Source organism: Sphingomonas sp. (assembly GCF_031380695.1).
Lineage (GTDB): Bacteria > Pseudomonadota > Alphaproteobacteria > Sphingomonadales > Sphingomonadaceae > Sphingomicrobium.
On sequence record NZ_JANMWY010000166.1, the window covers coordinates 1 to 17,572 of the forward strand.

22 protein-coding genes and 1 pseudogene are annotated in these 17,572 nt (G+C 65.5%); 15 read left to right on the forward strand and 8 right to left on the reverse strand.

Translation table 11 applies throughout. The features are described 5' to 3' along the window. The 5 genes from RMN84_RS06220 to hemE form a co-directional block, all read right to left on the reverse strand. A partial coding sequence (locus RMN84_RS06220; protein ID WP_405051453.1) for a TerC family protein occupies positions 1-327 on the reverse strand: 327 nt, incomplete at its 3' end. 43 nt (positions 328-370) lie between these two features. Then, positions 371-1,030 (reverse strand): YjbE family putative metal transport protein, encoded by a 660-nt coding sequence (locus RMN84_RS06225; RefSeq protein WP_309611323.1) that lies wholly within the window; start codon positions 1,028-1,030, stop codon positions 371-373. Between the two features lie 65 nt (positions 1,031-1,095). After that, positions 1,096-2,352: a transcription termination factor Rho gene (gene rho, locus RMN84_RS06230; RefSeq protein WP_309611324.1), complete on the reverse strand. Its 1,257-nt coding sequence runs from the start codon at positions 2,350-2,352 to the stop codon at positions 1,096-1,098. Positions 2,353-2,529: 177 nt separating this feature from the next. Next, positions 2,530-2,982, reverse strand: a complete 453-nt coding sequence (locus tag RMN84_RS06235; protein WP_309611325.1) for a CopD family protein — start codon at positions 2,980-2,982, stop codon at positions 2,530-2,532. Continuing rightward, positions 2,979-4,004, reverse strand: coding sequence for a uroporphyrinogen decarboxylase (hemE, locus tag RMN84_RS06240; RefSeq protein ID WP_309611326.1), 1,026 nt, complete (start codon positions 4,002-4,004; stop codon positions 2,979-2,981). Before hemE ends, RMN84_RS06235 begins: the two co-directional genes overlap by 4 nt. 344 nt (positions 4,005-4,348) lie before the next feature. Here hemE and RMN84_RS06245 point away from each other — a divergent pair, with 344 nt between their 5' ends. The 9 genes from RMN84_RS06245 (at position 4,349) to RMN84_RS06285 (ending at position 10,028) form a co-directional block, all read left to right on the forward strand. After that, a complete protein-coding gene (locus tag RMN84_RS06245) occupies positions 4,349-4,933 on the forward strand; it encodes a Maf family nucleotide pyrophosphatase (protein WP_309611327.1) in 585 nt (194 codons plus the stop codon). Further along, positions 4,930-5,775: a shikimate dehydrogenase gene (locus tag RMN84_RS06250; protein ID WP_309611328.1), complete on the forward strand. Its 846-nt coding sequence runs from the start codon at positions 4,930-4,932 to the stop codon at positions 5,773-5,775. Before RMN84_RS06245 ends, RMN84_RS06250 begins: the two co-directional genes overlap by 4 nt. After that, positions 5,772-6,365 (forward strand): dephospho-CoA kinase, encoded by a 594-nt coding sequence (gene coaE / locus RMN84_RS06255; RefSeq protein WP_309611329.1) that lies wholly within the window; start codon positions 5,772-5,774, stop codon positions 6,363-6,365. Before RMN84_RS06250 ends, coaE begins: the two co-directional genes overlap by 4 nt. 7 nt (positions 6,366-6,372) lie before the next feature. After that, the gene (gene dnaQ, locus RMN84_RS06260) at positions 6,373-7,071 is read left to right on the forward strand and encodes a DNA polymerase III subunit epsilon (RefSeq protein ID WP_309611330.1); all 699 of its coding nucleotides are present in this window, start codon (positions 6,373-6,375) and stop codon (positions 7,069-7,071) included. Between the two features lie 50 nt (positions 7,072-7,121). Continuing rightward, a complete protein-coding gene (gene hpf / locus RMN84_RS06265) occupies positions 7,122-7,706 on the forward strand; it encodes a ribosome hibernation-promoting factor, HPF/YfiA family (protein ID WP_309611331.1) in 585 nt (194 codons plus the stop codon). A 96-nt stretch (positions 7,707-7,802) separates the two neighbouring features. Further along, positions 7,803-8,267, forward strand: coding sequence for a PTS sugar transporter subunit IIA (locus tag RMN84_RS06270; RefSeq protein WP_309611332.1), 465 nt, complete (start codon positions 7,803-7,805; stop codon positions 8,265-8,267). A gap of 45 nt (positions 8,268-8,312) precedes the next feature. Beyond that, complete coding sequence (locus RMN84_RS06275; RefSeq protein ID WP_309611333.1) at positions 8,313-8,654, forward strand: DUF1491 family protein; 342 nt, start codon at positions 8,313-8,315, stop codon at positions 8,652-8,654. A 173-nt stretch (positions 8,655-8,827) separates the two neighbouring features. Continuing rightward, positions 8,828-9,487, forward strand: coding sequence for a cell wall hydrolase (locus tag RMN84_RS06280; protein ID WP_309611334.1), 660 nt, complete (start codon positions 8,828-8,830; stop codon positions 9,485-9,487). 46 nt (positions 9,488-9,533) lie between these two features. After that, positions 9,534-10,028 carry an MmcB family DNA repair protein gene (locus RMN84_RS06285; RefSeq protein ID WP_309611335.1) on the forward strand — a complete coding sequence of 165 codons (495 nt, stop codon included), beginning with the start codon at positions 9,534-9,536 and terminating at the stop codon, positions 10,026-10,028. Here RMN84_RS06285 and RMN84_RS06290 read toward each other — a convergent pair. After that, on the reverse strand, positions 10,025-10,621 hold the full coding sequence (locus tag RMN84_RS06290; protein WP_309611336.1) for an ankyrin repeat domain-containing protein: 597 nt from the start codon (positions 10,619-10,621) through the stop codon (positions 10,025-10,027). The two genes, RMN84_RS06285 and RMN84_RS06290, sit on opposite strands and share 4 nt — an antisense overlap. A gap of 68 nt (positions 10,622-10,689) precedes the next feature. On the opposite strand from RMN84_RS06290, the gene RMN84_RS06295 reads away from it, so the two are divergent. Beyond that, positions 10,690-11,166, forward strand: coding sequence for a YcgN family cysteine cluster protein (locus tag RMN84_RS06295; protein WP_309611337.1), 477 nt, complete (start codon positions 10,690-10,692; stop codon positions 11,164-11,166). Positions 11,167-11,191: 25 nt separating this feature from the next. Continuing rightward, positions 11,192-11,860 (forward strand): SprT family zinc-dependent metalloprotease, encoded by a 669-nt coding sequence (locus tag RMN84_RS06300; protein ID WP_309611338.1) that lies wholly within the window; start codon positions 11,192-11,194, stop codon positions 11,858-11,860. Here the strand turns inward: RMN84_RS06300 and RMN84_RS06305 are convergent. Beyond that, a complete protein-coding gene (locus tag RMN84_RS06305) occupies positions 11,810-13,924 on the reverse strand; it encodes a PBP1A family penicillin-binding protein (RefSeq protein WP_309611339.1) in 2,115 nt (704 codons plus the stop codon). The two genes, RMN84_RS06300 and RMN84_RS06305, sit on opposite strands and share 51 nt — an antisense overlap. Before the next feature lie 76 nt (positions 13,925-14,000). Further along, a complete protein-coding gene (msrB, locus tag RMN84_RS06310) occupies positions 14,001-14,402 on the reverse strand; it encodes a peptide-methionine (R)-S-oxide reductase MsrB (protein ID WP_309611340.1) in 402 nt (133 codons plus the stop codon). 82 nt (positions 14,403-14,484) lie between these two features. On the opposite strand from msrB, the gene RMN84_RS06315 reads away from it, so the two are divergent. The 4 genes and pseudogenes from RMN84_RS06315 to RMN84_RS06330 form a co-directional block, all read left to right on the forward strand. Continuing rightward, positions 14,485-15,003: a DUF4402 domain-containing protein gene (locus RMN84_RS06315; protein ID WP_309611341.1), complete on the forward strand. Its 519-nt coding sequence runs from the start codon at positions 14,485-14,487 to the stop codon at positions 15,001-15,003. Between the two features lie 151 nt (positions 15,004-15,154). Beyond that, complete coding sequence (locus RMN84_RS06320; RefSeq protein WP_309611342.1) at positions 15,155-15,679, forward strand: DUF4402 domain-containing protein; 525 nt, start codon at positions 15,155-15,157, stop codon at positions 15,677-15,679. A gap of 142 nt (positions 15,680-15,821) precedes the next feature. After that, a complete protein-coding gene (locus tag RMN84_RS06325) occupies positions 15,822-16,646 on the forward strand; it encodes a molecular chaperone (RefSeq protein WP_309611343.1) in 825 nt (274 codons plus the stop codon). 24 nt (positions 16,647-16,670) lie between these two features. After that, a pseudogene (locus tag RMN84_RS06330) lies at positions 16,671-17,572 on the forward strand (carboxypeptidase regulatory-like domain-containing protein); the annotation flags it as partial.

Below are 17,572 nucleotides of genomic sequence, written 5' to 3' on the forward strand. Positions count from 1 at the left end.
CCCGACGACTTCGGGCGATCCGCCGCTCTCCTGCGCGTGGCGCAGTTCGCGATACATTTTCCACGCGACGAACAGTAAGAGGAGTCCGCCGGCAAGGATGAGCCCGACGATTTGCAGCAACTGAGTGACGGCCAAGGCGAACATGATCCGCAGGACCAGCGCGGCGGCGACGCCGAGCATGATCACTTTCTTGCGCTGGTCGGCGGGCAGTCCGGCAGCAAGCGCGCCGACGACGATCGCATTGTCGCCAGCAAGAACGATGTCGATCATCAATATTTCGGCAAGCGCCGTCAGGGCCGAAGGGTCAAGCAAAGCGGAGATGTCCATCAAAGCGCTTTGCCCGGCAGAACCGATGATCGCAAGCAGACTGTCAGGCGAAGAAGCTCCGAATGCCCTGGATATGCTCGTCGCCGAGCCAGCCATCGTAGATCATCGTCGAGGCGACATAGAGAATGACGACCAGGCCGATGTAGCTGATCCAGTGGTAACGCTGGACGAGCCGTGCAACGAGGTTCGCGGCAAGGCCCATCAGCAGGACCGAGAAGGTCAGGCCAATGAACAGCAGTGCCGGATTGTCACGCGCGATCGAGGCGACGAGCAGGACATTGTCGAGGCTCATCGACAGGTCGGCGAGGGTGATCTGGATCGCGGCCTTGAGAAAACTTTTCGAAGCGGGCGGGCCCTCGACGGCGGGCGTCGCAGGATCGTCGGCAATGACATTCTTCAATGGGTGAAGCTCGCGGTACATGTTGTACGCGACCCACAACAACAGCAGACCACCCGCGAACAGCAGACCGGTGATCTTCAGCAGCTGCGTCGCGATCAGCGCGAAGCCGATCAGGAACACCAGCGCAATGCTGACCCCCAAAAGGAGGACTTTGCGGCGCTCCTTGTCGGGCAGGCCAGAGGCGATCGTGCCCATAATGACGACATTGTCGCCAGCCATGGTGAGGTCGCCGAGGATGATCTGGCCGAGCTGGGCGAAGCCGGTCGGGGTCAGGATCGAGGCGAAGTTGAGGATGGGGAGCATTGTTTGCTCTTAGCGAAAGGCTGACAAACCGACACGTATAAAGCGTGCCGGATTTACCGGCTCAGCTACTGGTTCATGGAGGCGAAGAAGTCTTCGTTCGACTTGGCGTCCTTCATCTTGTCGAGCAGAAACTGCATGGCGTCGATCGTGCCCATCTGCATGAGGATGCGGCGCAAGACCCACATCTTGCTGAGCGTCGACGGATCGACCAGCAGTTCTTCCTTGCGAGTGCCGGACTTGCCGACGTCCAGCGATGGGAAGATGCGCTTGTCGCTGACCTTGCGGTCGAGGACGATTTCGCTGTTGCCGGTGCCCTTGAACTCTTCGAAGATGACTTCGTCCATCTTCGAGCCGGTATCGATCAGCGCGGTGGCAATGATCGAGAGCGAGCCGCCTTCCTCGATATTGCGCGCGGCGCCGAAAAAGCGCTTGGGACGCTGCAGGGCGTTGGCGTCGACACCGCCGGTCAAGACCTTGCCCGATGACGCGACGACGGTGTTGTAGTCCCGGCCGAGGCGAGTGATCGAATCGAGCAGGATGACGACATCCTTCTTGTGTTCGACGAGGCGCTTGGCCTTTTCGATAACCATTTCAGCGACCTGGACGTGGCGGCTGGCGGGCTCGTCGAAGGTCGATGAAATGACCTCGCCCTTCACGCTGCGCTGCATATCGGTGACTTCTTCGGGGCGTTCGTCGATCAGCAGAACAATCAGAAAGACCTCGGGGTGATTGTCGGTGATCGCCTTGGCGATGTTCTGAAGCAGCACGGTCTTGCCGGTACGCGGCGGGGCGACGATGAGCGCGCGCTGGCCCTTGCCCTGGGGCGAGACGATATCGATGACGCGGGCCGACTTGTCCTTGACGGTCGGATCGAGTGTGTCGAGGCGCAGCTTGCTGTCGGGATAGAGCGGGGTGAGATTGTCGAAGTTGACGCGATGGCGCACCGCTTCGGGATCGTCAAAGTTGATCTGGGTGACGCGGTTCAGGGCGAAGTAGCGCTCGCCGTCCTTGGGCCCGCGGATCTCACCCTCGACGGTGTCGCCGGTGCGCAGGCCGAAGCGGCGAACGAGGTTGGGCGTGACGTAGATGTCGTCGGGGCCCGCAAGATAATTGGCCTCGGGACTGCGCAGAAAACCAAAGCCGTCGTTGAGAACTTCGACCGTGCCCATGCCCATGATCTCGGCCCCGGACTCGGCGCGAATCTTGAGGATCGAGAACATCAGATCTTGCTTGCGCATGGTCGATGCGGCCTCGATGCCCATCTCCTCGGCCATGGCAACGAGTTCGGCGGGGGTGTTTTTCTTGAGGTCTTTGAGGTGCATGTGTGGCTCTATGTTCGGCGCTGCAGGGGAATTCGTCGCGCGACAGGACGCCGCTCGGAGGGGCGCGCACCGACGATTTCATGAAAACAGGCCGGCGCGGCCGAATGATCCGGCCCTAGGTCGCGGTCCTGATCAAGTCAATATGGTGCTGGCCCCACGGATGTGGAGAACCCGCCGTTAAAACGGCTTCACGATGACCAGCACGACGATCAGCGCGGTTGCGATCCCCGGAACTTCGTTGAGCATGCGCAGCGTCTTATTGGCGAGGGGACGCTTGCCGTCGGCGAGCTTGCGGCCATAGCCGCTCAGCCAACCCTGATAGCCGGTCAGCAGCAGGACCAACGCGAGCTTGGCGTTGAACCAATGCTCGGCGAAGGCGCCGATATGCACCGCGAGGAGCAGGCCGAGCAGCCACACGATCAGCATGGCCGGAGTCAGAATGATCGAGCGGACGCGCGACTCGCGCTCGATCCAGGCACGATCCTCGACCGATCCCGCCAGTGTTTCATGATGATAGACGTAGAAGCGCGGCAGCAAGAACAGGCCAGCCATCCAGAAGATGACGAAGGTGACATGGGCCGCCTTGACCCACGGGTAGGCGTTGCCAAGAAAGCCGATCCAGTCGGTCATAGCGGGGCTCGCAGCAGCGCGACGAGCTGTTCGACATGGGCCAGCGGCGTATCCTGCTGGATGCCGTGGCCGAGGTTGAAGATGTGCGGACGAGTGGGAAAGGCGCGGCGGATGCGGTCGACCGCTTCGGTCAGCCGCTCGCCACCGGCGATGAGCACCAGCGGATCGAGATTGCCCTGAACGGGCAGGCTCAGTGGAAGCGACGCATCGGCCCAGGCCGGGTCGACGGTCTCGTCGAGGCCGATCGCGTCGACGCCGGTCCGCTGCGCATAGGCGGCAAGTTTACCCCCGGCACCCTTGGGAAAGCCGATGATCGGGGTATCGGGATGGCGCGCCTTGAGCGCCGTTACGAGGCGCGCGGTCGGGGCGATGACCCAGCGGTCGAATTCGGCCGGAGCGAGACTGCCCGACCAGCTGTCGAACAGCTGGACCGCGTCGACCCCGGCGGCGATCTGGCCCGAGAGATAGGTCAGCGTGACCTCCTCGATGCGGGCGATGATCGCCTGGAAGCGGGCGGGGTCGGCATAGGCCAGGCGGCGAGCCTCGGATTGCTCGCGGCTGCCCTGGCCGGCGACCATGTAGGTTGCGACCGTCCACGGGCTGCCGGCAAAGCCGAGGAAAGTCGTCTGGGGCGACAGTTCGGCCTTCACCCTTCGCACCGTCGCGTAGATCGGCTCGAGGCGCTCCAGCACCGGTTGCAGGCCCTCCAGCGTGGCCTCCACGAGTCGGGGCGAGAGGCGCGGGCCTTCGCCGGCAACGAACTTCAGATGCTGACCGATCGCGTGCGGGACAATAAGAATGTCGCTGAACAGGATCGCGCCGTCGAAACCGTAGCGGCGCAGCGGCTGCAACGTGATCTCTGCGGCGGCTTCGGGGCTGTAGGCCATGTCAAGAAAGCCGCCGGTGCGGGCACGCAAATCGCGATATTCAGGAAGGTAGCGGCCAGCCTGGCGCATCAGCCAGACGGGGGGGGGATCGCGCCGTTCGCCGCGCAGGACGGCGAGCAGCGGCTTGTCGGTCACGACCGGCTCTATGGAGGGGGCGGAACCCGGCGAGGATGCCACTATTCTTCCTATTCTTTAAAGATTCTTAAAAGAGATGATCTAGTTGATGGGCGCTTGGTTGCGGGGTTTAGTGGGGCGTCCCACTTTTGCCAACAGGGGCGGGTGCGGCGCGACTCAGCGAAGGTGCGCGAGTCGCCGGACATGTTCCCCACGATTCACAGGCGGCGAGTGCGGGGCAGAGTCTTGTGGACGCAATCGGGTGTGGCGCAGGGGCGAGCCGGGACCGGAACGCGACGTTGGCCCGTCCTCGCAACCGCGCTACGGAACATCATGAGTTTTTCCACAAGTCTGTCCCGGCTACGATGACCCGACTGATCCTGGCATCAGGGAGCGATATTCGTCGGGCGTTGCTTACGGGAGTCGGGCTGGAATTTGCGGTCGAGCGGCCGGGCGTCGATGAGGATCGGCTGAAGGCGGGGTTCGTTGGAAGCAGCGAGCAACTGGCGACACTGCTGGCCAAAGCCAAGGCGCTGGCGGTCGCGGCGCGGGTGCCGGAAGCCTGGGTGATCGGCAGCGATTCGATCGCAGAGTGCAATGGTTCGCGGTTCGATAAGCCGCGCGATCGCGCCGAAGCGGCCGAGCATCTCCGCTTTTTTTCGGGCAAGGTAATGGCCATCGTGAGCGCGGTTGTTGTTGCGCGCAGAGATAAGATTGAATGGCGTCATGCCGAGCGGACGACGTTGCGGGTGCGGGCCCTTTCCGAGGCATTCATCACCGCCTATCTCGACGCCGAATGGCCCGCAGTCGGCCATTGCGCGGGGGTGTTTCGGATGGAAGGGCGCGGGGCGACGCTGTTCGATACGGTCGAGGGGAGCCATTTCACCGTGCTCGGCCTGCCGCTGCTGCCTTTGCTCGGGGCGCTGCGTCAGCGGCGCATGATGTCATGACGTCACGGCCCTATGCGGAGGTGATCGGCGATCCGATCGGCCATTCCAAGTCGCCGTTGATCCATGGTTTCTGGCTGGAAAAGCTGGCGATCGAGGCAGACTATCGGGCGGTGCGGGTGCCACTCGACGGGATCGGCGATTATTTTACCGCGCGACGGGCCGATCCGGCGTGGCTGGGGTGCAACGTCACCATGCCGCACAAACGGGCAATCGCGCCGTTCGTCGACCGCGTCGAATGGGCTGCGCGCGAGATCAGCGCGATCAACTGCGTCCACCGCGTCGCGCCGGGGCATCACGACCTGGCCGGCGACAATTTCGACGCCGAGGGCTTTTCGCGCGCGCTTGACGAGATGGGCAGCGAGGGCGGCGATGTGGCACCGCTGGCGGGAAAGCGGGCGGTGCTGCTCGGCGGGGGCGGCGCGGCGCGCGCGGTCCGGTTGGCGCTTGGTGACCATTATCAAGCGCTGGGTGAAGTGGTGCTGGTCAGTCGCGTCCGTCCGGATTTCCTTGGGCCCGACGATCGTTGGTATGGCTGGGCCGACAGGGCCGATGCGATCGACGGGGCCGATTTGCTGGTCAACTCGACGCCGCTGGGCATGACGGGGTTCGATCCGCTGGAGGTGGATTGCGGGCGGATGGCGGCGGGGGCGATGGTCAGCGACCTGGTCTATGCGCCGGTCGACACTCCCTTGCTGCGCCAGGCGCGCGCCCATGGATTGCGCGCGGTCGACGGGCTGGGGATGCTGATTCATCAGGCCGCGCTGGGGTTCGAGCGCTTCTTCGGCCAGACCGCGCCGCTCGAGCAGCATGCCGATGAGCTGCGTGCGTTGCTGGTCGCATGACGCTCAAACTGGCGCTGACCGGCTCGATCGGCATGGGCAAGTCGACCGTCGCCCAGATGTTCGTCGACGCGGGCGTGCCGCTGTTCGATGCCGATGCTGAGGTGCGGCGGCTGCAATCGGGTGGGCCGCTGGTCGAGAAGATCGGGGCGCGCTGGCCCGATGCGATCGTCAACGGCGCGGTCGACCGCGACCGGCTGGGCGCGCGGGTGCTGGCCGACCGCGACGAGCTGGCGGCGCTGGAAGTGATGGTCCACCCAGCGGTGCAGGGCGCGCGGGAGGATTTCCTGGTTGCCCATCGCGGCGCGCCGGCCTTGCTGTTCGACATTCCCCTGCTGTTCGAGACGGGCGGCGACAAGGCGTTCGACAAGGTGATCGTGGTGTCGGCGCCAGCGGCAGTGCAGCGTGAACGAGTGCTGGCCCGGCCGGGGATGACGGTGGCGAAATATGACGGGATCATCGCGCGGCAGATGGAGGACGCGGAGAAGCGCCGGCGTGCCGACTTCGTCATCGACACCAGCCGCAGCCTGGCCGAAACCCGCGCCGAGGTGAACGCGATCCTCGCTTGTCTTGGGCTGCCGACAGGTCGATAAAGTCGCCATGCGCGAAATTATTTTTGACACGGAAACGACTGGCCTCAGCCCGGCCGGGGGCGACCGCATCGTCGAGATCGGCTGCATCGAAATGATCAACCGGTGCGAGACCGGGCGCGAGTTTCACGCCTATTTCCATCCCGAGCGGTCGATGCCGGCCGAGGCCGAAGCGGTCCACGGGCTGAGCGAGAAATTCCTGTCGGACAAGCCGCGCTTTCACGAAAAGGCCGAGGCGCTGCTGGGGTTCATCGGCGATTCGCCGCTGATCGCGCACAATGCCGGGTTCGACATGGGCTTTCTCAACCATGAGCTGGAGCGGTGCGGGCGCGACCCGATCTGCCTGAGCCGGATGATCTGCACGCTGATGATGGCGCGCAGCCGGCATCCGGGGGCCAAGCATAGCCTGGATGCGCTATGCACCCGCTTCGGCGTCGACCGGTCGCAGCGGATCAAGCATGGCGCACTGCTCGACGCGCAATTACTGGCGCATGTCTATGTCGAGCTGACGGGCGGGCGGCAGATCGGACTGGGGCTGGTGGCCGAAGCGGTTGCGGCCGAAACGGCAACGGGCGCTTCGTCGATCGCGACGCGGCCAGTGCGGCCGGCGCGACCCTTTCCGCCAAGCGATGCGGAAATTTCGCGTCATCGTGCGTTTATCGATCGATTGAAGCAGCCGTTGTGGGCACAGTTCCTGTCGGCGGCATGACGTCATGACAGTCGCGCCTGCTCTCGTGGCGCGCGAAAAGGAGACAGGATTTGGACATCAGGGTATCGGGCCATCAGGTCGACACCGGCGAAGCGCTGCAAAGCCATGTCGCCACGCGAATCAGCACCATGTCCGAGAAATATTTCTCCCGCGCGGTTGCCGCCAACGTCACCTTCGGGCGCGGACCTTATGAAGATTTTACCTGCGACATCGTCGCGCCGGTGGCGCACGGCGTCGTGCTGAAGGCGTCGAACCGCGCGGTCGACGCGCATGTCGCGTTCGAAGGCGCGGCCGACAAGATTGAGCGCCAGTTGCGCCGCTATGTCGACCGGCTGCGTGAACGGCGCGGGGCAAGCGAACCCGCCCCCAGCGGGGAAGGCGCAAGCAGCGGAGACGCCGGCTACACCGTGTTCGCCGTGCCGCAGGACGACGAGGCGCCGATGCCGCACAGCCCGGCGATCGTCGCCGAAACGCGGGTCGATATCCCCGAGGCGACAGTCGGCGACGCGGCGATGATGCTCGACCTGCGCAATACCAACGCGCTGATGTTCAAGAATGCCAAGACCGGCGCGTTCAACATGATCTATCGACGAGGGGATGGCACGATCGGCTGGGTCGAACCGGCCGGGGCCTGACAAGCGCAGTGCAAGCGCCTAGGGGCCGCTGTCCCCAATTGCGGCAACACCGGCGTGCCGGTTGCGGTGTGCCGCCAGTCGTGAAGATAGTTGTCCATGCAGCTTGCCCAGTTCCTCGATTTCGACTCGATCCGCGTCGGTGTGTCCGCCAACAGCAAGCGAGGTTTGCTGCAGCAGCTGGCCAGCGTCTCGGCGCAGCGCCTCGGCCTGCCGAGCGACGTGGTCCAGGCCTGCATCGCCCAACGCGAGAAGCTCGGCACGACCGGCTTTGGCAATGGCGTGGCGATCCCGCACGGCAAGCTCGAAGGGATCGCGTCGCTCTATGCTCTGGTCGCGCGGCTGGCCGAGCCGGTCGATTACAAGGCGATCGACGGGCAACCGGTCGATATCGTGTTTCTGCTGCTCTCGCCGCTCGAAGCCGGGGCCGAGCATCTGAAGGCACTGGCGGCGGTCAGCCGGGTGATGCGCAATCCCGCGACGCTGGAGAAATTGCGCGGTGCGCGCAGTCGCGATGCCTTTGCCGCCGTGCTGATGGGAACCGATGAACGTGACGCCGCCTGACGTCGCGCGATGCGAGCACGCGCATTGCCCCAAACGCGCGCTGGCATGAGCGAAGCGCGGCTCGCGGCCGAGGTCGAGGCGTCGGCCTTGCTCCGCTTGGTCGAACAGAGAGGTGGCTTCGGCGCGGTGCTGCACAAGGGTGACGCGACTCGCGGCGCACTGCTGCTGGCGATCAGCGAGCGGGGAGCGGCGGTAACCTGTCTTGCGCGGGAGCTGACGATGAGCGGCAACTATGGCTGGGCGCGGGTCGGGCCGGCGACGGCGGACGCCGGAATGTTGCGCAATTTCCTCGAAAAGCGGCGACGCGGCGACCCCGACGAATGGCAAATTGAACTGGACGTCCCGTCGGCGGAACGATTCATCGCTGAAACGACCGATTTGGGTTGATTGCCCGCGCCGGCCCGGGAACAGGAGCGGGGCAAGCAATGCGGGGGGCATGTCGCAACGGCCAATCGGGCCAGCGGATGCCACGCAGACGGGGATAAGAAACAGGGATTTAGCGCAGGCGTCATCGCCTTGCCCGGCCCTGCGGACGATCACCGCACGTTGAATGGTTTTGAGTGTCCCTTTCGTTTCGTACTGCCGTCACGGTCCTGGCCTCGCTGGCCTCGGCCTCGGTGGCTCCGGCACAGGTTGTCTCGGGGAATTTGTCCCCGGTCGCCGCCGCCGCTTCTTCCGAGCTTGCTTCCAACGAAGTGCCGGAAATGGTTTCCCCAACCCTGATCTCGCCGTCCACGGATCCCGCGCGGGTCGATCAAGACGTGTCGGACAATAATCAAAACACCAATGATAACAACAAGGTTCCCGGCGAATCGCTGACCGCGATGGTCACGCGGTTGCGCAGCAGTGAAGCCACGACGCACGAGCGCGAATGCCTCGCGACCGCCATTTATTTCGAATCGAAGAGCGAGCCGCTGGCCGGCCAACTGGCAGTCGGCGAAGTGCTGGCGAACCGTACCACGTCGGGGCGGTTTGCCTCATCCTATTGCGGCGTCGTGATGCAGCGCGGGCAGTTCAGCTTCATCCGCAACCACAGGCTGCCAAGCGTTCCGCGTTCGGGCCAGCAATGGAAGAATGCGGTCGCCATCGCGACGATCGTCGATTCAGGGATGATGCGTTCGGCGGCTCCGAAGGCGCTGTTCTTCCACGCCAAGCGGGTGTCGCCGGCATGGCACGCGACCCGCGTCGCGACGATCGGCAACCACATCTTTTATCGTTAAGAAGCCGGGGCTGGTCCCCGATCCTGTTTTGTTCTAGCCATTGGGGGTGAGCAGCGCCCCGATTCTCGGCCCGATTCCCGATTGCTTCGACGGAGCGCCGATTGCGGCGGACGTGGCGCGCGGGGTCACGCGCCTGTTCTGCCGCCGCGACCTGTTCGCCATCTGTGAAGTGCCGCTACCCAATGGCCGCCGCGCCGACCTGATGGCGATCGACGGCCAGGGCCAGCTGACGATCGTCGAGATCAAGGTCAGCAAGGCCGACCTGCTCGGTGACGCCAAGTGGCGCGATTATCTCGATTATAGCGACCATTTTTTCTGGGCGGTGCCGCAGGCGCTGGCGCATCATACCGAGGCGGCGGCGTTCCTGCCCGAGGCGGCCGGGCTGATCGTGGCCGACCGCTATGATGCCGCGGTGGTGCGCGAGGCGGCCCTGAGGGCGCTGGCCCCGGCGCGGCGCAAGGCGGAGTTGCTGCGCTTTGCCCGGCGCGCCGCTCGGCGGCTGTCGGTCCAGATCGACCCGACGCTCGGTGACTGCAATTAGCGGAGTTTGGGGCCGGCGACGCTCTTCTTGGCGGACTTTACCGATTCGATCAGCCTGAGAATGTCGGCGGCGCGGGGGTCGCGCTTCGCATAGTCGCGTGCGCTGAGGCCCGCAGCATGATCGGTCTTGTCGGGGTTGGCACCTTGCTCGAGCAATAAGCGGACGAGTGCCGGCTGACGTGCCTGCACGGCGGCAACCAACGCCGTTTCCCCGAGGCGATTGACCGCATCGACCCGTGCACCGCGCAGGATCAGGGCGCCAGCACCATCCGACCAGCCGAGCCGCGAGGCGATGATCAGCGGCGTTTCGCCGCGATTGTCGACGGTGTTGGTATCGGCCCCGCGTGCCAGGAGAAAGCCGAGCCAGTTGAGGTCGCGCCGCCGGGCGACGATGTTGAGCGCAATGTCGCCGCTGGCTCCGCGAAAATTGACGACGGTCGACCCGTTGGCGTCGAGCAGCTCGGTCGCCTTGTTGCCGTCGGCCTCTCGTACCGCCTTCAAGAACGATTCGCCCCTGGTTCCGCCGATCTGGGCGATTCCCGGTGCGGCCAGCGTCAGCGCAGCCAGGGCAATCAACATCTTGCCACGCATCATGATAATCCCCTGACTGGTCGACGGACGCCTTGAACGGGACGCCATGGCAGCCCATTGCTGGCATTGCGATGAATAGCGACCCGACAGCAGGTGGAAAGCCCCGTGATGGTTGTCGGCCGACACCGTGGTGGGAAAAGCCACTGGTGACCCTCGACCGGGGCGAGTGGGAAGCGCTGTGCGACGGCTGTGGCCGCTGCTGCCTGCACAAGCTGGAGGATGAGGAGACCGGCGAGCTGTATCCGACCAATGTCGCGTGTAAATTGCTCGATCGCGGCAGCGCGCAATGCACCGACTACAAACACCGCAAGAAATATGTCGCCGATTGCGTGGTGCTGAAACGGGACCGGCTCGATGAGCTGGAATGGCTGCCATCGACCTGTGCCTATCGGTTACGTAGCGAGGGTAAGCCCCTGTACGAATGGCATTATCTCATTTCGGGGGATCGCGAGAGCGTCCATGCGGCGGGCCAGTCGACGCGCGGCTGGACGGTCAGCGAAACCGACGCCGGGGAGCTCGAGCATCACATCGTCGACCGCCCGCTCTGATCCGGCCACTGCTGCGGTGGCGGGGGTGCCGGTAACGCTGCGGATCCATCCGCGCGCGCGGCGGCTGAAGCTGAGATTCGACGAGCGGCGTGGCGGGCTGATGCTGACAGTGCCGCCGCGAACGTCGCGTCGCGCAGCCCTGGCATGGGCGGCGGGGCAGGAGGCATGGGTCGTGGCGCAGCTGGCGCGGCAGCCAGTGGCCGTGCCCCTCGAGCCCGGTGCCGACATCCCGCTGGAAGGCGAGATGGTGCGGCTGGCATGGGTCGATGGGGCGAGCCGGATCGTCAGACGTGACGGTGATCGGCTCTCCTGCGGCGGGCCGCCCGAGGGCTATGCTGCCCGGATTGAGGCGTGGCTGAAGCGGCTTGCCCGCGAGCGACTGTCGGCGGAGACGGCTGAAATTGCCGCGCGCGCCGGAGTCACGGTCCGTGCCGTATCGGTCGGTGACGCCGATTCGCGCTGGGGCAGCTGTTCGGCAGCGGGGGCGATTCGCTATAGCTGGCGACTGATCCTCGCCCCGCCAGATGCGCGCCGCTTTGTCGTCGCGCATGAGGTCGCGCACCGGCTGCATATGGATCACGGTCCGCGCTTCAAGGCGGCGGAGGCGGCGCTGTTCGACGGCGACGTGGCCGCAGCCCGCGCGCTATTGCGGCGGGTTGCTCCCGTCATCCGCCGGGTCGGCCGGAGCGGCTGACGCCGGCGGCTGGCGCGATGTCGCCGGCGCCGGGCGACGGTCACGCCCGCGATTGAGGACATCGTCGAGCCAGCTTTGATCGGGCGATCCGGTGCCGTCAGGGCGGACCGCCGGCTGACCCGAGCTCGGCGCGCCTGCAGGCTGACCGCCGCTGCTCGCCGGGGGCAGCGGATTGCCGTCGGCATCGACCATCGGGACGTCGGCGGAGACGGCGTTGACGTCGACCGGCATCCCCATCGCTTCCTCGTCGGGCTCGAGCTGCCAGTCGGGCAGCGGGACCGTCGTGTCGAACTGCTCGACTGGGCGGTTGGCGGTGGCGACGACCATGTAGTCGTGGAAGGCGCGTGCCGGGGCGGTGCCGCCCTGCAGCCCGGGGATAGTCTTGGCGTCATCGCGGCCCATCCACACGCCGGTGGTGATGCCGGACGAGAAGCCGATGAACCATCCGTCCTTGTTGGAACTGGTGGTCCCGGTCTTGCCGGCGACCGGGCGACCGATCTGGGCGGCGCGCCCGGTGCCGGACAGAACGGCGGATTGCAGCAGGTCGGTCATTTCCGCCGCGACCCATGGCGCGACGAGGACGCGATCCTCGCCCGCCTCGCGATTGTAGAGCAGGCGGCCGTCGGCGGTGACGACCTTGCGAATGGCATAGGGGGCAATGTTGATGCCGTGATTGTTGACTGAAGCAAAGGCCTTCGTCATCTCGATCAGGCGGACGTCGGCGGTGCCCAGCACCATCGACGGATAGGTCGAGATTGTCGCGGTCAGGCCAAAGCGGCGGGCCATGTCGGCGATGGTCGAAAAGCCGAGCTTCGCGCCGATCTGGGCACTGATGGTGTTGATCGAGCGCGAAAAGGCCTCGCGCAGGGTGACCGTGCCGGCGTAGGCGCGGGTCGAGTTGCGCGGCCGCCAGCCCTCGATTTCGACCGGCTCATCGACCATCGTGTCCGTCGGCTTCATGCCCGATTCGAGTGCGGCGAGATAGACGAAGAGCTTGAACGAGGAGCCGGGCTGACGCTGCGCCTGGGTCGCGCGATTATAGATCGAGCTGACATAATCGCGGCCGCCGACCATCGCCCGCACCGCTCCGTCGCGATCGAGGCTGACCAGCGCGCCTTGAGCGCCGCCCGGCGTATTGGCGGTGACCGCCTTGTCGGCCGCGATCTGCAGCTTGGGATCGAGCGTGGTCCACACGTCGATCGGGTCTCGCGTCGCGTCGATCAGCGTATCGAGCTGCGGCATCGCCCAGTCGGTGAAATAGCGCACGCTGTTCTGGCGCGGGGCGGCCTGCAGGCGGACGGTGGCAGGATCGGTCGCGTCGGCCGCCGCGCGGCTGATGAATCCACTCTCGACCATCGAATTGAGGACGACGCCGGCGCGACCCTTGGCGGCTTCGGCATCGGCGGTGGGGGAATAATTCGACGGCGCCTTGACGAGCCCGGCGACGATCGCCGCCTCGCCCAGGCTGAGCTGGTCGGCGCCATGGCCGAAGAAGGTCCGGCTGGCGGCGTCGATGCCGTAGGAGCCGCCACCGAAATAGACCCGGTTGAGGTAGAGTTCGAGAATCTGGTCCTTGCTGAACTTCCATTCCAGCGCGAGTGCGAGGACCGCTTCCTGCAATTTGCGGCCAAAGGTGCGGTTATTGTTGAGGAAGATGTTGCGCGCCAGCTGCTGGGTGATGGTCGATCCTCCCTGCTTCCACTTGCCGCTGGTGACGCGCACCTGGACCGACCTTGCGATGCCGATCGGGTCGACGCCGGGGTGCTGGCGGAAGCGCTTGTCCTCTACCGCGATCATCGCCGCGCGCATCGTCGCCGGGATCTGGTCGTAGGACAGCCAGCGCCCGAAACTCGGTCCCAGCGAGACCAGCACCGTGCCGTCGGCGGCGCGCATGCGGATCATCTGGCCGAGGTCGCTGCGCTTTCTCAGCTGGTCATAATCGGGCAGCTGCGACTGCGCGACCGCGACCGCGATGCCGAGCACGAGCGCGGCCAGACCGGCGATCGCGGCGAGCCAGAGGAGGATTGATTTCAGCCGCGAGCGGCGGAGAGCAGCAGTGGCCATTGGCGGCAATGACTAGAGGGGGCGGGCGCGGAAGGGAAGCGCTCCCTTCGCCGCCAGGCACGGCGACGCTATGACGTCAGTCGCCGTCCTTCGGTGCGAAACCCAGCGAGGCGGAATTGATGCAATAGCGCAGGCCGTTCGCGCCGGGACCATCGGGAAACACATGGCCGAGATGGCCTTCGCACTTGGCGCAGCGGACCTCGGTGCGGGTCGTGCCGTGGCTGTGGTCGTGATGCTCGTCGACCGCGCCGGCTTCGGCAGGGGCGGTGAAGCTGGGCCAGCCCGAGCCGCTGTCATATTTGCTATCGCTGGCAAACAGGGGCGCGCCGCAGCCGCCGCAGAGATAGTCGCCCTTGCCCTTGTTGTTGAGCAGTTCACCGCTGAACGCTGCTTCGGTGCCGGCCTTGCGCAGAACGCGGTACCGCTCTTCGCCGAGTTCCTGGCGCCATTCCGCTTCGGTCTTTTCGATCTTGGGCATCGCGGGGTCTCCAATGAGGTTGCGGGTCATAGTTATTGTCGCATTAACCCGCTTTCAACGCTTGGCCGATAGCGAGCGGTCCATGGTGGCCCGTATCCTAACCTTAGCGATCGCTTTGCTCGGCGCGGCGTTGACCTCGCCAAGCGCGGCGTCGGGGCAGTGCCGACTGTGCAGCGAGCCGGCGGCCACCTCGATCGAGGAGGCAGCGACTCCGGTTACGCTCCAGGTCGAAACCAGCCTCGATTTCGACCGGCTGGTGCTCGGCGGCACGGGCGGCGGGACGGCGATGCTTGCCCCAGACGGGTCGCGCCAGACCAGCGGCGCGGTGCTGACGATCGGCGGCCGCGCGATGGTCGGGACAGTTTCCGTGCGCGGCGAGGCCGGGCGCAGCGTGCGAATCAGCCTGCCGACTTCGATCACCCTTCACGGGCCCTCGGGCGGCGAAGTGCGCGTCGACCAGATCCGCAGTGACCTGCCCGCGCTTCCGCGAATCGGCGCGAATGGGACGCTGAGTTTTCGCTTCGGCGGGGAACTTCACGTCAGCGGTACCACTGACGGCAATTTCCGCGGCGATTTCCAAGTCGATGTCGATTATCTCTGATCGTCGCAAACCGACAAATCCACTCCATTTCGGTGCAAAGCTTAACGACGCGGAAACCATGTCGTTGAGCAAAACGGCAAGGAGGCGTGGTTAATAGCATCCTCACCACGGCCCGGCAGTTCGGGTCGAGACCAGTGGGGATTTTCTTGACATGACCAAATTTGCTCGCCTGGCGACCGTCGCCGCCACTCTTGCTTCCGTCGCGCTTGTTGCGACGCCGACGCTGGCCGCTCCGGTCGGCGCGACGACGCCTGCGACCGCCAAGGCGCAGATCGTCAGGCCGCTGACGCTGACCGCCAAGCAAAATCTCGACTTCGGGACGATCGTCCTGACCGCCGTGACTGGCGCGACCAACGTTGCCGTCAGCACCGCCGGTGCAGTGACGTGCGGCGTCGGCCTGACCTGTTCGGGTACTCCGAAGCAGGCGATCTACAATGTCGCCGGGACCAACAACCAGGTCGTCAAAATCTATTCGGCGACATCCAACTTGGTCAATGCTGCCGATAGCACGACGATCGTCTTCACCCCGGCGCTGCCGACGGGTGCTTCGGTCACCCTGACCAATTCGGGCGCCCCCGGCACCGACTTTAACGTCGGCGGCTCGATCGCACTCGGCACGACGACGACCGACGGCGTCTACACCGGCAACATGAATGTCACGGTCGACTATAACTAGGATCGGCCGCGAGTGGAGAGTTGAGGGGTCGCCGGCAACGGCGGCCCCTTTCCTGTGGGGAAGGCCGATTCACGCCGAATGGTTAGCGATAAAGTAACCACTCCGGATGCAGAAAACATCCACATTGGATGGAGACCTGCTCGTGACCTTTTCCCCGCGCGCCCTTTGCTCGGCATTTGTGATTGCCGCCGCCGTGACTGCTTTGCCGACGCCCGCCCGCGCCGGGGTCGGTGACCTGCTCGTCGCCCCGACCCGGATCATCCTCAACGGCAGCCGGGGCACGCAGATCATTCTCAACAATATCGGCGATGATGTCGCTACCTACCGGATCAGCGTCGAGTTGCGCCGGATGACGGCGGACGGCTCGCTCGTCGATGTCACCGCGCCGAACGAGGCGGAGAAGGCGGCCGAGGCCATGATCCTCTACGCGCCGCGCAAGGTCACCCTGCCGCCCAACCAACCGCAGTCCATCAACATCGCAGCGCGCGCCCCAGCCGGGCTGCCTGATGGCGAATATCGAGTTCATCTGCTGTTCCGCGCGATCCCCGCGCCGCGCCCCGTCGTCGCCTCGACGACCCCGGCCAAGGGCATCAGCTTCGCGCTGACCCCGGTCTATGGTGTGACCATTCCAGTCATTGTCCGTCTCGGCAATCTCCAGGCCAAGGCGGGAATCGCCAACGTCCATCTCGTCAGCGCGGCGGGCAAGCCGTCGGTCGCGCTCGACCTCAGCCGCAGCGGCAGCCGCTCGACCTTCGGCGAAGTGCGGGTGATGAAGGCCGGCGTGAAGGAGCCGATCGCCGTCCAGCGCGGCATTGCCATCTATACCGAGCTCGGCGAGCGCAGCCTGGCGATCCCGGTCGATCCCAAGTTCACCGCATCCGCCAGTGGCCCGGTGACCGTGCAATATGTCGAAACGACGGAAATGGGCCCTGAAGTGATCGCCCAGACCTCGGCGGTACTGCGCTAGGGCCGGGCGCCGGGGGACTCGCCGTTGCGGGCTTTCCGCAACCTGACGCGCGGCATTCTCGCTGCGCTGACGCTGCCGGCGCTCGCCGCGGGCAGCGTTGCCACGGGTGCGGCATCCTCCACGCCCGTCGCTGCGGCGTGGCAAGCCGACCCCGACGATCAATATCTGCTCGACGTGACCATTCGCCAACTGCGGCTGGGCGACGGGGTGCGCGCTTACGGCACGCCGGAGGGGGCGTGCGTCATCCTCGGCGATTTCCTGACGACGCTCGACGTGCCGATGCGGATCGATCTGGCCGCGAAACGCGTCAGCGGCTGGGCCTTCAAGGAAGCCAACAAGATCAGCATCGACCTTGGCTCGGGCCAGGTCGCTTATGGCGCCGATCAGCATGACATGCTGTCGACCGGCACGGTGCGCGAGACGCCCGAAGGCTGGTGCGTCGAGTCCAAGGCACTGTCGCGCTGGTTCGGGATCGGGGTCCGGCCGGCGCTCGCCGGATCGGCACTACTGCTTGAATCCGAGGCGAAATTGCCGGTCGAGCTGGCGAAAGAACGCCACGATCGCGCGGCGCGGATCCATCCCGCCAGTGTCAATCTCGGCAATTTGCCGCAGGTCCGCCTGCCCTATCGCCTGTGGCGCGCCCCGGCGCTGGATTTCGTCGTTTCAGGCGGCGTTACTTATGACGCGCATAGCGGGACGAAGGTCGACCGGCGCGTGGCCATCCTCGCCGCGGGGGAGATCGCGACGCTGAGTTACGAGGCACAGGCGACGACCGACGCCAAGGGCAAGCCGGACTATCTCCGCTTCCGCGCCTATAAATCCGATCCCGACGGCGGCCTCCTCGGCCCGCTGCACGCGACCCATTTCGGGTTTGGCGACGTCCGCGGCTTCGACAGCAAGCTGATCGGTCCCGGGATCGTCGGGCG